11 protein-coding genes are annotated in these 14,068 nt (G+C 63.6%); 8 read left to right on the forward strand and 3 right to left on the reverse strand.

The window, feature by feature from the left end; translation table 11 throughout:
- Positions 1 to 101 precede the first annotated feature (101 nt).
- The 3 genes from NZK81_RS11075 (at position 102) to NZK81_RS11085 (ending at position 3,139) form a co-directional block, all read left to right on the forward strand.
- Positions 102 to 569: a DUF736 domain-containing protein gene (locus NZK81_RS11075; protein ID WP_041559376.1), complete on the forward strand. Its 468-nt coding sequence runs from the start codon at positions 102 to 104 to the stop codon at positions 567 to 569.
- A gap of 83 nt (positions 570 to 652) precedes the next feature.
- On the forward strand, positions 653 to 1,651 hold the full coding sequence (locus tag NZK81_RS11080; protein ID WP_013833380.1) for a DUF2493 domain-containing protein: 999 nt from the start codon (positions 653 to 655) through the stop codon (positions 1,649 to 1,651).
- A gap of 504 nt (positions 1,652 to 2,155) precedes the next feature.
- On the forward strand, positions 2,156 to 3,139 hold the full coding sequence (locus NZK81_RS11085; protein ID WP_013833381.1) for a DUF2493 domain-containing protein: 984 nt from the start codon (positions 2,156 to 2,158) through the stop codon (positions 3,137 to 3,139).
- A 155-nt stretch (positions 3,140 to 3,294) separates the two neighbouring features.
- Here the strand turns inward: NZK81_RS11085 and NZK81_RS11090 are convergent, their stop codons facing one another.
- Positions 3,295 to 3,603: a hypothetical protein gene (locus NZK81_RS11090; protein ID WP_041559377.1), complete on the reverse strand. Its 309-nt coding sequence runs from the start codon at positions 3,601 to 3,603 to the stop codon at positions 3,295 to 3,297.
- Between the two features lie 535 nt (positions 3,604 to 4,138).
- Here NZK81_RS11090 and NZK81_RS11095 point away from each other — a divergent pair.
- The 4 genes from NZK81_RS11095 (at position 4,139) to NZK81_RS11110 (ending at position 10,335) form a co-directional block, all read left to right on the forward strand.
- On the forward strand, positions 4,139 to 4,417 hold the full coding sequence (locus NZK81_RS11095) for a CopG family transcriptional regulator (protein WP_148275115.1): 279 nt from the start codon (positions 4,139 to 4,141) through the stop codon (positions 4,415 to 4,417).
- A 157-nt stretch (positions 4,418 to 4,574) separates the two neighbouring features.
- Positions 4,575 to 6,650, forward strand: coding sequence for a type IV secretion system DNA-binding domain-containing protein (locus tag NZK81_RS11100; RefSeq protein ID WP_013833384.1), 2,076 nt, complete (start codon positions 4,575 to 4,577; stop codon positions 6,648 to 6,650).
- Positions 6,647 to 9,658 carry a MobF family relaxase gene (gene mobF / locus NZK81_RS11105; RefSeq protein WP_013833385.1) on the forward strand — a complete coding sequence of 1,004 codons (3,012 nt, stop codon included), beginning with the start codon at positions 6,647 to 6,649 and terminating at the stop codon, positions 9,656 to 9,658. The genes NZK81_RS11100 and mobF overlap by 4 nt, the downstream gene beginning before the upstream one ends.
- A gap of 32 nt (positions 9,659 to 9,690) precedes the next feature.
- A complete protein-coding gene (locus tag NZK81_RS11110; protein WP_013833386.1) occupies positions 9,691 to 10,335 on the forward strand; it encodes a lytic transglycosylase domain-containing protein in 645 nt (214 codons plus the stop codon).
- A 50-nt stretch (positions 10,336 to 10,385) separates the two neighbouring features.
- Here NZK81_RS11110 and NZK81_RS11115 read toward each other — a convergent pair whose 3' ends face one another.
- On the reverse strand, positions 10,386 to 12,179 hold the full coding sequence (locus tag NZK81_RS11115) for a putative bifunctional diguanylate cyclase/phosphodiesterase (RefSeq protein WP_051010052.1): 1,794 nt from the start codon (positions 12,177 to 12,179) through the stop codon (positions 10,386 to 10,388).
- A gap of 316 nt (positions 12,180 to 12,495) precedes the next feature.
- On the opposite strand from NZK81_RS11115, the gene NZK81_RS11120 reads away from it, so the two are divergent.
- Positions 12,496 to 12,726, forward strand: a complete 231-nt coding sequence (locus tag NZK81_RS11120) for a helix-turn-helix domain-containing protein (protein WP_013833388.1) — start codon at positions 12,496 to 12,498, stop codon at positions 12,724 to 12,726.
- A 502-nt stretch (positions 12,727 to 13,228) separates the two neighbouring features.
- On the opposite strand, the gene NZK81_RS11125 is transcribed toward NZK81_RS11120, so the two are convergent.
- Positions 13,229 to 14,062 (reverse strand): undecaprenyl-diphosphate phosphatase, encoded by an 834-nt coding sequence (locus NZK81_RS11125; RefSeq protein WP_232512418.1) that lies wholly within the window; start codon positions 14,060 to 14,062, stop codon positions 13,229 to 13,231.
- Between the last annotated feature and the right edge of the window lie 6 nt (positions 14,063 to 14,068).

A 14,068-nucleotide genomic window follows, 5' to 3' on the forward strand; every position in this document is an offset into this window, starting at 1 on the left:
TCCGTGCGGGCGGCAAGGCCGGGTCCCTAGAGAAGAGGCGGTTTGAAGAGGGTGTCGCGAAGAAATGGTTCGAGAGCGACATTATCGAAGGAGTTGAGATCATGAACATTGGTGAAATCCGGAATGTGAACGGCCGTCTGACCGGTTCCATCGCCACGCGTACCATCGACCTGCCCCGCATCGGCCTGCGCAAGGTCGAAAGCATGAGTGACCGCGCGCCGGTCTACGAGATCCTCGCGCTCAACGTCGCTCGGCGCTGGGTGCAGATCGGGGCGCTGTGGGAAGCCTTCTCGAAGAAGACCGGCGAAGCCTTCCTCGCTGGCACGGTCGACGACCCGGGCCTGCCCGAGCCGCTGCCCGTCGCGTTGTTCCCGACCGAGGATGGCGGCTTCACCATCGCCTGGCGTCGCGAGACCGTGCGCGCCGAGTTCGGCGGTGGCTTCGGCACGTCGCAGCGCTCTTACGACCAGCGGTCCGAGGGCGGCTTCGGCGACAGCACGGCGGGCAACGATGGCGCGCTGATGGGGGCGGGCGCTGGCGCCGAGGATGGCGAAGACCTGCCGTTCTGACCTGGGCGGCCAGCCGAAGGGCCGGGGGCGCCAGTCGCCTCTGGCCCTTTTTCATTTCCCTTTCCCGTCAAGGAGCCAGACCCATGGCCAGTTCACCCGCAGCGCGCAGCGTCAGCAGCTTTCCCGACCTCAAGGAACTTTACGCCGAGATGACCGCCACCCCCGAATTCCAGGCGGCGTTCGGCGATCCGCTTGCCATGTCGATCATCGAACCGGGCGAGCAGCCCGGCGAGCATGAGATGCCCGACCCCTTCGCCGCGCAGGCCGAATGTGGCGGCATCGTCGCCACCATCTTCGACCTGTTCGCCGGAACCCGGCTTGAGCCGCTCGCAGCGGAAATCGCCTGGGGCTTCGTCAACAGCTTCCACTTCGTCGCCGGCAAGCTCGAACGGCGCGAGGATGCCTTGGCACAGGAAGTCGGGGACATGGCCCGTCATCCCGACATGAGCGAGGTCTACAACAGCGAGATGGAGGAGAAGCAGATCCTCTGTCAGTCGGTCGCAGAACAGCGCGAGGCGATCGAATGCATGCGCGACTATGCCGCCGAAATGTACCGCGTTCTGTCGGGTTGGCCCTGGTCGGCGGCGCGCGGCAGCAAGGCATCCTCGGCCTCGACCGCGAGCCAGATCGCCGCGCTCGATTTCCTGCGCGCCCGTGAACTCGCGACCCGCGAGAAGCACATGCCGAGGGGACCCATCGTGGTGTTTTCCGGGCCTGCCCAATGGCACGACTGGGAGACACTCTGGGCCAAGCTCGATGAGATCAAGCAGCGCATTCCCCATATGACGCTGGTGACGACTGGGCAGCGCAAGGGAGCGGATGCCATTGCCGCCGCCTGGGCGGCGCGGAGCGAAAACGGCGTGCCGCTCGTCGCCTATGGCCTCTATGGCAATGGGCGCAAGACCGCCTTTACGCGCAACCGCAAGCTCGCCGAGCTTAAGCCGGTCGAGGCTTTGCTGTGCGAAGGCTCGGGGTTGCAAGCCAATCTCTACCAGACGCTGCGGCAGGCCAATGTTCCGATCCATGCCTTCCGCAAGGTTGATCAGGTCGCCGACAGCGCGGTGCGGAGGATGCGGGCCTAATCGCTCGACGCCGGTGCGGGACGAAGTTTCTCCGCCTCCGCATTTGCTCCCGATGGCAACGATGCTGGGCCGGACGCGGTTGCCGCGTGCCGGCCCATTTTTATGCTATGGGGGAGCCACTCCACCGCCTTGTCACGCTCATTGCGATGGCTGGATCGTCGCCAATTTACGGTGGGATTCGGGGTCGCAGCGTCGGCGCAAACAGGGCCAACACGGGCATCGAGCCCGTGCTGGTCCTCGGGTGCGTGGGGCGAGGTGGGTGTATAATTCTCTCTACCAACAAGTCCAAGTTTGGCACGGGGACAGCACCGGCCTCAAGGACGACGGGGCCCCACCATTTTCTTTGGCGGGCGGGCGGCAGTGCTCTGTTTCGGACGTTTGCGCAGCGCCAAAGAAAATCGTGACCCCCATCGCCGCTGCGCGGTCGCTTCGCGATCCTTGACCCCGGCGCTCACAGCCCGTGCCTTTGAAAATGCCTCTTTCAATCAATTCAAGGAGGCAGACATGACCACGACGACCCGCACGATCCGTGACTTCGCAGAAATCGCCGACCTCATCGCCGCCGAAACCATGGTGACGACCGACAGCTTCAGCGCAGCATTCGAAGGCGCGCAGGAGACGAGCCGCATGGGGTTCGGTGAGGAAGAACTGACCGCCGACATGCCGGACGCAACCGAAGCCCAGCTCGCTACCGAAATGCTGGTGCGCACGATGTTCGACGTGCTGCGCGATACCAGGCTGGAAAGTGTGGCGGCGCGGCTTGCCTGGGGGATCGTTCACAGCTTCCACAAGGTCGCCGACCAGCTCGATGGCGAGGCCGACCGGGCCGCAGTCAAGATCAAGGATCTGGTGCACAGCGCCGACGGCAGCGAGGTGATGATGGGGGAACTCGAGGAAGCCCAGCTCCTCTGCCAGTCCCTCGACGAGGCGCGCGAAGCGGTCGCCTGCATGCGCGATTATGCCGCAGCCACCTATCTCGCCGAGACCGGGCGGCCCTGGTCCAGCCCGAAGGGATCGCTGGTTTCCTCGAAGCGCACCGCCTCGGTCATCGCGGCGCAGGACTTCCTCGCCGCGCGCCGGATGAGGAAGGCGGAGGCGCATGCCCCGCAGGGCCCGGTGGTGGTCTTCTCAGGGGGGCAGGTCTGGGAGGATCACGCGCTGCTGACCGAAACGCTCGACGGTGTGAAGGCGCGCATTCCGGGGATGGTGCTGGCGACGACCGCGCAGGACAAGGGGTGCGACGCCATTGCCGCTGCCTGGGCGGCAAAGAGCGGGACCATGCTCATAGCCTTCACGCTCGACCGGCGTCTGGGGAAGCGCGCAGGGTTCGCCCGGAACGAACAGCTCCTGAACCTGCGTCCGGTCGAAGCGATCGTCTGCGAAGGGTCCGGGCTGCAGTCGCATCTGGCTCGGGAGGTGAGGGCGAAGCGCATCCCCGCGCGCTTCTTCGCCCTCAAGGACCAGCGGACAGCGCAGGCCGCGGCGTGAGATAAGGGTGTGGGACCGGTCGGGCATTCGTCCGGCCGGTCCCTTTTTTTGCCTGCATGGAGGTCGCCCCCGCTCGGGAGCCCGGACCTGCGGCCCGGGTCCGTCGCGGCGGCGATGCGAAGCCGCGAAGAGCGGCTCCGGCCTCCTGCGCGTGGCTACGCCATGCTCGTCGCTGGGCCATCCCTGCGGGATGATTTTTGATTGTTCGCGGGGGTAGATTGAGGAGTGGCGCTCGCATCGGGCAGGGGCTTGAGCGCAGCGATTGCGGCTGCGCCGCCCACCCGAATGGCGGCGGTGATCACATCGCGGAACTCGCGTTCAGTAAGCTGTTCAACCGCAAGCTCGGGAACCAGTTGGGCATATTTTCCGCGTAAGTTCCGGCGGGTCTTTTCCACCTCTTCGCCCATCTTGCGCTGGCGCGCTTCGAGGTCGGCAAGGCGTTCTCTGTCGGTCATCTTGGGCATGTCGATCATCCTTGGGGATGGTCTGCCCGCCGCCCCCAATATCGGAGCATGGAATTGCTCATGCAATCCCCCGGATCGACGTTGTGTCATGACGTCATCGTTTCCCCCTTTTGCCCACATGGATCAGCCTGCCGGCGTGCCGCCGGCGGGAGGACAAAACCCCTTCGGGGGAGCCGCGCCCCTTCCGGGACGAGGCGACGCAGCGAGAAATCGCTGCGCAAGAAAAGACGCACGGCCGTGGCCGTTTTGTAATGCACCGTACGCACGGGTGCTGCGGCGATTTACCGCGCTTGTTCAAGGAGTTGTGTTGGGTGCCATGGCACCCGCTGGACCGGCCCTCCGGCATCCATGTCACCCCGTAGCAAACCGGCCTCGCGCAGAATCGCGATTTTCCGCGCCTTTGCGCCGGGTGCCATGGCTGACATCTGATTTTCTTGAGTTTTCTCGAGGCTTACGCTATTGATGCGCTCGCTTCATGACATTCTGTCGCCGGGCTCCACTTCGGAGCAACGGCATGCACAGAATAAGTGTTCGGGTGGACGACACCCTTTATCTCAGTCTCCAGCGCCGCGCGCAGGGCGCCAATCTGTCCCTTTCCGATTTCGTTCGTTCGGTCCTGGCGCAGGCCGCCGACCCGCGCGGGCGCTACATCTATTCCTCGCAGGACGAACTGCTCGGGATCGTCATCCAGATCCTGACCCTGGTCGCGACCTCGATCGGCGAGCGCTCTCCGCAGCTGCTCGAGCGGGGAATGCAGGATGCCAAGGCGGTCCTGCGCGAACGGGGCCTGCTCGATCCGGAGCAGGACCGGTGAGCGGACCTGCCAAGCGACGTCTCGGCCTGTCGTACAGATCGAACAGGCAAGTGTTTCATTCCCCGGTTCTGCCGTCAGCTGCCGGCTTCCCGCCGCTCTTCAACATGGGCGCCCGCACGTATCGTCTCCACCCGCATGACCCTCAGGAGCCCCGATCATGAGCATATTCCGCAACGACACGCTGGGCAGCTGGACTCGCGGCGGTCAGTCGATCGTCCACAATGTCCGCATGACTACCCAGGTCTTCTTCCAGACCATGACCGCCTGCCTGGTGCTCTGGGTGATGGGGATCGTCTGGTATGCGCTGGAGAAATCGACGCCCTACGAGCGCTATGTCGTGACCAAACTGGTCGAGGCGAGCTTCAAGGCCGATGCCGCGCCCGGCACCAACGATCCGGTGCTGTTCAAGACCCCGGCGGGGCAGCAATACTGGACCTCGGCCGACTGGCTGCTTGCGTCCGGGCTCGCCAAGAAGACCCTTCACGCCTTTGAATTATACCTGATCCACGGCGCGATCATCTCCGGCCTGTTCGCTCTTGCCGCGCTCGCGATCGCCTGGTTCTCGTTCACCCGGACGGGGCGGGGCCTCGGTTCCAACGAATATATCCGCGGCGCGCGCTTCGGCAGCGTTCGCGAAGTGCGGCGGCTGCTCTGGCGGCAGAAGAAGGGGAGCTTCGCGATCGGCGGTGTCCCTGTCCCTGACGCCTACGAGCCCGAGCATATCCTCCTGTGCGGAGCACCCGGCACTGGCAAGACCAACCTCATCGTCAAGATGCTCGAAGGGATCCGTGCAAAGGGCAAGCGGGCGATCATATACGACACCGCCGGCACTTTCGTCGAGAAATTCTACCGGCCGGGCAAGGACATCATCCTCAATCCGCTCGACATGCGCACCGCCAAATGGTCGCCCTGGGGCGATGTGCCGCGCGACTATCATTACGACCAGATCGCGGAGTCGACGATCCCCGAAAAGCACGGCGATCCCTTCTGGGCCAAGGCCTCGCGCGGCACGCTGGTGGCAGTGCTGAGGAAGCTCGCCCGGGAAGGGGAGATGCTGGTCTCGGTCCTGCTCGACCGGCTGCTGCGATCCAAGCTTAAGGACCTTGCCGCCTTCGCCGCCGGCACCGATGCCGCGGCTTTCATCAGCCTCGAGGGGGAGCGGACCTCGGCCGGTATCCAGGCCGAGCTCGCCTCGGTGATGCGCAGCTTCTCCTACCTCGACGACACAAGGAAGGGCCTCTCGATCCGCGACTGGGTGACCAATGAGGAGGGCGACAACTGGCTGTTCATCACCGTAAAGGCCGACCAGCTTCCTTCGCTGCGACCCCTGATTACGGTCTGGCTCGACATCGCCATCTCGGCGATCATGAGCCTCACGCCCGACCGCAAGCGGCGGCTCTATTGCGTCATCGACGAACTGCCTTCTTTACAGAAACTACCCTCGCTTTCGGATTTCCTCGCGCGAGCCCGCAAATATGGCGGCTGCGGCATATTGGGGTTCCAGTCCTATCCGCAATTGGAAGCGACCTACGGGATTCAGGATGCCGCCGCGATCACCGGCTACTGCTCGACCTGGGTGGCGCTGAGGGCGAACGACACCCCAACCGCCAAACATGTTTCGGAAAATCTGGGGCAGGTCGAGCAGGTCGAGGCCAATGAGGGCATGTCCTACGGCGTCAACGACATGCGCGACGGTGTCAACCTCAGCCGCATGCAGGTGACCCGCCCGCTGGTGATGCACACCGAGGTCACAAACCTTCCCAACCTCTGCGGCTATCTCCGGTTCGGGCGCAACCTGCCGGTGGTCCGGTTCGAAGACCGGTTCAACACCGTGCAGACCTTGGCGGAAGGGTTTATCGAGCGCGATACGCCGCCGCTGCGTGACAGCGAAGGGCAGGCGATCATCGCTGCTATTCATAGCCAGGCGGAGCCGCAGCCGGCTCCGAAAGCCAAAACCGCGCGGCCCAAACGGAGGCAGAAACCGACCGGCGAACCAACCATGAACCCGCCCCAAACGGACTTGTTCACGCCGCTGCCAGAGGGCGCAAGCGAGGGCGATCACAAGCCTGTCAGTGGACCGGAAACCCCGCCGGTCACGCCGCCCAAAACACCCACCGAGCCGCCGAAACCTGTTCAGGACTTCACGCTGGCGCCGCGGCGCGGGCACCAGCGCATCGAGATCGACGTCTATGACCGCGAGAACGGACCTGCCCGCAAGGCGAAGCCGGCATGATCCATCCGCGCCGCCTCAAGGGTACGTCCGGCAATATCGCCCGCTACTATACGGTGGGCGACTATTATACCAAGGGCGGAGAGGAACCCAGCGAATGGGGCGGCAGGCTCGCACCTGAACTTGGGCTCTCGGGCAAGGTAGACCCGCACATGTTCGAAGAACTGCTGGCCGGCCGGGTCGCGGGCCAGCAGCTCGGCCGTCACCGCATGGGCGGCGAAATCCAGCATCACCCCGGATGGGATTTTGCCGTCAATGCCCCCAAGTCGGTCTCGATCATGGCGCTGGTCGCGGGCGACGATCGGATCATCGCCGCGCATGAACGGGCCGTCACCACGGCGCTCGCCTACCTCGAAGAACATGCCGCGCTCCGCCGCCGGGAAGCGGGCGAGATAGTCCACGAGACGACCGGGCGGTTGCTGTTCGCGCGGTTCACCGAGCATGCCAGCCGTGAGCTCGACCCGCATCTTCATACCCATGTTGTTGTGCTCAATATGACCAACGGCGGGGAGGGCGCGCCGATGGCGAGCCTCGAGACCCGGGCGATGTTCGCCGAGCAGATGGTCGCTGGCCAGATCTACCGCAACGAGCTCGCCCACACCTTGCGCGAACAGGGCTTCGGGATCGATTTCGATCCGAGAAGGGGGCTGTTCGAGATCACCGGCGTGCCCAAGGATTTTATTCGCGAGACCTCGCAGCGCGCCGAGCAGATCGATGCCCATGCAAAAGAACATGGCCTGACCGGGCAGGCGGCCCGGCGCGCCTCCTTCTATCAGACGCGGGGAGCCAAAGCGAAGGTCGGCCTCGAGGAGCTGCGCGGGCAATGGACCGAGCGCGCGAGGCCCTATGCCGAGGATCTGGTCAGAGTGCAGGCGAAGGCTACGGAAAGAAGCCGGGAAGGGACCGGCGAGCAAATAGAACCCGATCCCTTCACTGCCAGCCGCGCCGCGCTGTTCGGCATCCGCCAGACCGAGACCCGCGAAGCGGTGTCGAACCTCGGGACGCTCTATCGCCATGCCTTGGCGAGCCACGTGGGCGAGGTGCGTTTCTCCGATATCCGTCCGTTGATTGCGGGGCACGAGGAACGCCGCAAGCTCCTTGCGGCCCGCGCCCAGACCGGCGATCAGGTTCTGGCGCGGGGACGAACCACGCGGCGCAGCGCCCGGCTCGAGCAGTCGCTGGTCCGCGAGCTCGCGCTGGCGCTGGACGACGCCCGGCCGATCGCCTCCTCCGACCGGCTGCTTGGTGTGCTCGAACGTGCCGGGCTTACCTCGGCACAGGATCGTGCGCTGGTAACGCTTGGCCTGTCGCGCGACCGGGTGACGGGGCTGCACGGGGTGGCGGGTGCCGGCAAGTCGATGCTGGTACAGGTACTCAAGGAATCTGCCGAGCCGGGCACCCAGTTCGTCGCGCTTGCCCCCACATCGTCGGCTGCCGCCAATCTCGGGAAGAGCGCCGGCGTCGAATCCCGCACGGTCGCGAGCCTGCTCGCGAGCGGCGGTCATGGGCTCACCGAGGCCCATGTGCTGGTGCTCGACGAGGCCGGTCAATTGGGGAACCGGCAGGCACGGCGCGTGCTCGAAATCAGCCGGGTGACGGGCGCGCGGCTGATCTTGCTCGGCGACAACAAGCAGACCGGTGCGATCGAGCAGGGCAAGCCCTTCTGGCTGCTCCAGCGGCTTGGGCTGCCCACCGCCGAGCTCACCGAATCGATGCGCCAGGAGACCCGTGCGATGAAGGCGGCGGTAACTGCCGCGCGCTCCGGTGACTACGCAGCCTCGCTCGAGAAACTCGACAAGGTGGTGAGCGGCACCGACGCGGAAAGCCTGGCCAGGGGCCTGGTTGGCGAATGGACCCGGCTGAAGCCCGAAACCCGTGCCACCACCAATATTCTCGTTCTGGAAAACGCCACGCGGCTGATCGTCAATACGAAGATCCGTGAGACGCTCAAATCCGAAAGCGCGATCGCGGCCGAGGATACCCGGCTTGCGATCCTGACGCCGGCAGGGCTTTCCGATCAGGAGAAGCATTTCGCGCGCTTCTATTCGGGCGGCCAAGTGGTGACATTCGCGCGCGATCTCGCCGTCGCCGGGATCGCCCGCGACACCGAATATCGCGTAATCGGGATCGGGCGCGATGCCGGTGGCCGTCAGGTGGTTCGTCTCGCCGACGAGAACGGCCGGATGGTTCGTTGGGATCCCCGGTTGGGGCAGGCGCGTCAGATTAATGTGTTCAACCGTGAGGAGCGGGACCTAGCGGCGGGTGACCGTATCCAGTGGCGTCTGGTAAACAAGGATCTCGGTCTCAAGAATGCCGAGCGCGGGACCGTGGAGAAGCTGGAGGGTACGCAGGCGACCATCCGCTGGGATCGGAACGACCGCGTCCAGACCATTGATCTTGGCGAGCACAAGACCTGGGATCATGGCTATGCCGAGACGGTCTATTCGGCGCAGTCGAAAACCTATGCGCGCGTTTATGTGCTGGCGCCGGTCAATTCGTCGCTGGTCAACGGGCAGAACTATTACACCGCGATCACCCGCGCACGGTTGGGCGTGAAGCTCTGGACCGAGGATGAAAAACGCCTCGTCGAAAAGCTGGAGCAGCGATCGGGCGAGAAGAACTCGGCGCTTGAGGGGCTGGGCCGCCTCCACAAGGATAGCATGCGGGCCTATGCCGATCGTCATGCGGATCGTCTGGCCCTCGCCCGCGACGAGCAGCTGCGCAACCGGCAGGAACGGCGCAACCGTGCGCTTGAACGGCAGCTTGACCGCAATCGATCCCCCGAAGGTCTGGGCGAACGGATCGCCGAGGGTGCGCGCGGGATCGGCGAGATTCTGGATCGTGTTCTGCAATCCGTGATTGATCGCAGGACAGGCCCTGACCTCGAAGATGGCCGCACATCCCGGGTGAACACGCGGACCGAACCCGCCCACGGTCAGCCGGATCATCAGCCCCAGCCTGAATTTCAACCTCAGCCTCAATCCCAGCCCGATCACGGCTTCGATCGATAGCCGGACAAGTCCCCAAGCCAAGGACGAGCACGATGAACTCCTTCCGACTGAATGCAATTTGTCTTTCCCCGATAAGCAGGCTGACTTTGCCCCTTTGCGCGAGTGTCGTCCTGTCCGTTGCAATACCGGCCCAGGCGCGCGGCACGGCCAACGGGGAAGCACGGATCGCCGAATGCATCCGGCAAGCCGCAGGCGGAAAAGCGTGGCTCGAAAAGACGCTTTGGGGCCTGCGCGATCAGGAAGGCGGGTGGATCGGCGCCGAGGTTCGCAACACCAACGGCTCGCACGATCTTGGCCCCCTGCAGATCAACAGTTGGTGGGTGCCGAAGATCGCCGCACTTGTCGGGCGTTCGCAGACCGAGGTTCGCGCCTGGCTGATGCACGATGCCTGCTTCAATGCCGGGGCAGCGCGGTGGATATTCCTGTCGGCATTGAGGACGACGGGCGACTTCTGGAAAGCGGTCGGTGTTTATCATAGTCCGACTGCTTGGCGGCAGCGACGCTATGCGCAAAGCGTGTCGCGTCACATGCAGCGCCGATTTGGTCGAAACATCTTCGGCGCCGCCATCGTAGCTTCGTCCCGGCCAACGGGGTCTGGAAGGCCCCTTGGTGCGGAAGCTGGAAGCTCTGCAACGAGGGTGCTGGGATTTGGGCTGGTGCGAACCCCATCGAACTGATCCGCGACCACATCATCTGGTAAGTGACGCATACCGCACCTGTAATCTTCTTACAGTCCGGGCCTTCCCACGCGCATAGGCACGGTTGCGCTCCTGGCAGACAGCAACAGGCTGGTTGCAGCCTCGCAGTCAAGCGGCCGCGAATAGAAATAACCCTGGCCGAGCCGGCATCCCAGTTGCGCCAGATGGGCCGCCTGCGCCTCACTCTCGACTCCTTCGGCAACGACCGGAATGTCGAGCTCGCGCGCGGTGTGGAGCAGACCGCCGATCACCGCCGCGCCCGCGCCGTCGGGCGCAAGACGGTCGACCAGCACTTGATCGATCTTGATCATGTCGACGGGCATCGTAAGCAATGGCATCAGAAGCCCGCCGCCCGTTCCGAAATCGTCGAGCGCCACTCTCAATCCCTTCTGGCGGAGCGTGTCGATAGCTTCGAGAAGCGCCTTGTCCCGCAAAGCCGGATAGGCACTTTCAGTGACTTCTATCACCAGGTGCCCGAGGGGGAGGTCATGGTCGGCGAGCGCCGATGCGATCTGCTTGTCGAGTTGCCCGCCATGAAAATCGGCCAGAGACACATTGATTCCGATATGTTCAAGCGGGATGGAGCGATCCCGCCAGTGCCGCATGTCGCTTGCCACGATTTCGAGCATCCGTTGCGTCAGTTCCGAGGCGACATGGATGTCGGCAGTGGCTTCGCGAAATGCCGCGGCGGCGAGGAGACCGCCGTTGGCCATTCTCAACCGGCACAGCGCCTCCATCGCGACGATTTCTCGCGTGTCGAGCCGGACTATAGGTTGGTAATGCGCCTCGACCCTGCTCTCGCGTAATGCGGCATCGACGTCCCGGATGGCGGCGATGCGGTGGATGATGCGCGTGTCGATGCCTGGCCAATATCGCACGAAGCCGCCCCGGCCGGTTTCCTTCGCATGATAGAGCGCGAAGTCCGCATTCTGCCGTACTGTCTCGGGACCCCGGTCGCCGGGGCCGAAGACGGCTCCCCCGATGGTGGCCTTGGGCACGACAGAGTGCCCGTTGCAATCGAGCGGCTGCGTCAGGCATGCAAGAAGGCGCGCAGCAAAGCCGTCGAGATCATGCAGCGCCTCCGGGGTTCGCAAGATGATGGCGATTTCATCGCCGCCGATCCTGAAGACGCGGTTCGGGGCGGCGCACTCTTCGGTTCGCCGCGCCGCTGCCTGGATCAGGAGATCGCCGGCATGGTGCCCGAAACCGTCGTTGACGACCTTGAGGTTGTCGAGGTCGAGGATCAGCAAGGCCCATGTTCCAGGCTTGTCGCAAGGCAATAGTGAGAGCGCCGTCCCGAATGCGGATCGATTGCCAAGTCCTGTCAACAGGTCGAAGCTCGCCCTTCGTTCGCGTTCCACCACGCGCTCATGACGTTCGAGCGCTATGGAGCAGAGGTGCGTCGATGCCTCGACTATGGCTTTCTCTTCCTCACTCGGCGCGCGTGGTTGGCGGCAATAGAGGGCGAACGTGCCGATTACCCGGTCCAATTCACCGTATATCGGTGTGGACCAGCAGGCTCGAAAGCCGAGCAGCAGTGCCGCCTCCCGAAAATCGGTCCAGCGCGGATCACAGCCAATGTCGGTGACGACGACTGGCTTGCGAAGATAGGGGGCGCTGCCGCAGGATCCGACATCGGGGCCGATCATCAGTCCGTCAAGTGCAGCGGAGAATTCCTCGGGCAAGCCGGGTGCGGACAGGGGATGAAGGAAACCATCGCGATCGACTGACAGGACCGAGCAGGTCACCTCTGGCGCAAGTGCCTCGATTTCAAGGCATAAGCGGTCCATGGTCGCCGTGAGGTCGGCCCCCTTTGCGATCATTTCAAGGATGATGTTTCGTAAGCCTAGCAATGACCGACCTGATGATTCGAAAGTTTGATGGGAAGGGGACTATCGACTACGATACGCGTCTGCATTTAAGTCTCTGCTAACGTGTGCGTTTCGAAGCTACTTATTTGCACTTTATTGTGACCATTTTGGCCTGAAGTCTCTTCAGCTTAGCGCATCATTTAGGACGCGCGGGCGTCATTCATCGTTCCGACAGCATGAGTGTCATCGAAGTGCTATTAATGCGAGCCGGGTTAAATGATACTTAAAACCCGTCGCCTTATAACCATCTAAGTTCGATTTATGTGGCGTGAAACGAACGCATCCTGGCTCTCTTCGAAATGTCCTGGCGACGAACATCCGTCGGTGTCGCCTGGCGACAGGTATGAGCCAGCAGGATTTTGCTCTCGAGATCGAAATGGATCGAACCTATTTTGGTGGCGTCGAACGCGGCGAGCGCAATGTGTCGATCGACAATATCGAGAGGATCGCGAAAGGGCTTGAAATCAGTCCATATCTGTTACTGATGGCGCCGGACTGAAAGGCAGACTGCCTGATTTATCTAAAGGCCCCGTGGGCTGTTCTATATCCGTTGAACAGGCGCCGGACGAAAGTCGTTCGTTGCCGATTACCGTTTTCGGCTAGGAAATTACGCGATCGGGGTCGGCCCGGCGAAGTCGGACAGGTCCATGACAGACGGAGATGCGTATCATTCGCGTTGGGCTCTCTTTTTTGGGCGGTCAGCCTAAGAAATTCTTCCGCGGGGCTCTTGCCCATCTTGCCTTGCGAACCGCCGCTGCGCGCTGACGAACCAGACAGCGCACGGTCCACAGCCTGCCGTCTCGATCCACCCGCCACCCCCGGGAACGGTGGCACTCGCCCTGCAAAGCTCGAAATGCTCCGTTGGGCTGCCGCCAAACCTCTCGACGGCCTCCGCGAACCTCGAAAAGGCCGCGAAAGCGCCCAGCACACTCAGGCCAAACGGCAGTGTGAGATTTCCGGGCTAGCGACGCCTCTGGCGCGGCCTGTCAAAGCCGCCCCATTTAAACGAGCCTGGCGTTGGCGGTCGCAACGAGCAGAAGAACGCCCAGCATACCCCGATAGATGACGAACGGCCAGGCGGAGAACCGCTCAAGGACACGCATCAGCGCCCAGATCGCGGCGAATGCCGAAACGGACGCGACAAGCAGGCCGAGCGCGAGAACGGACCAGCCATGCATGTCGAGATGGGCTTTGTGCAGCTCCCATAGTTCCTTCGATCCGGCGAGAGCGATAGCCGGAATGCCCAGCAGAAACGAGAAGCGGGCCGCTTCCTCGCGCTTAAATCCGAGCGCGAGCGCGGCGGTGAGCGTTGATCCTGAGCGCGATACGCCTGGAATAAGGGCACCGACCTGCGCGAGCCCGACGACCAGCGCGTCAACCAGCGATGCCTTCTCAACGCTGCGGCTGTGGCGCGCCAGAATCTCGCTCAGAGCCATCAGCACCGCCATCGCGATGCAAGCCCAGCCAATCACGGGCAGGGCGCGAAAGGGCGAGTTACATGTGTTGAGGCTGTTGGACAGCAGAGCACCCGCCAGCACGATCGGAACCGTGGCGAGCGCGATCCAGATCGCCAGACGGAGATCGGGATCGGCGAACTGCCGACGGCCGATCGCCGACACGGAACCGACCGCCAAGCGGCGGACATCCTGCCAGAAATAACTGACCACGGCGGCGAGCGCGGCGAGTTGCATCGCGGCCGAAAAAGCCGAGCCGGGATCTCGCCAGCCCAAGAGGGCCGGCACGACGCGCATATGGGCGGTCGATGAAATCGGCAGGAGTTCGGTGATACCTTGCACCACGCCCAAGAATGCGACCTTGGCATAGCCCAGTGTCACGAAGCC

The organism is Novosphingobium mangrovisedimenti, assembly GCF_025153475.1.
GTDB classification, from domain to species: domain Bacteria; phylum Pseudomonadota; class Alphaproteobacteria; order Sphingomonadales; family Sphingomonadaceae; genus Novosphingobium; species Novosphingobium mangrovi_A.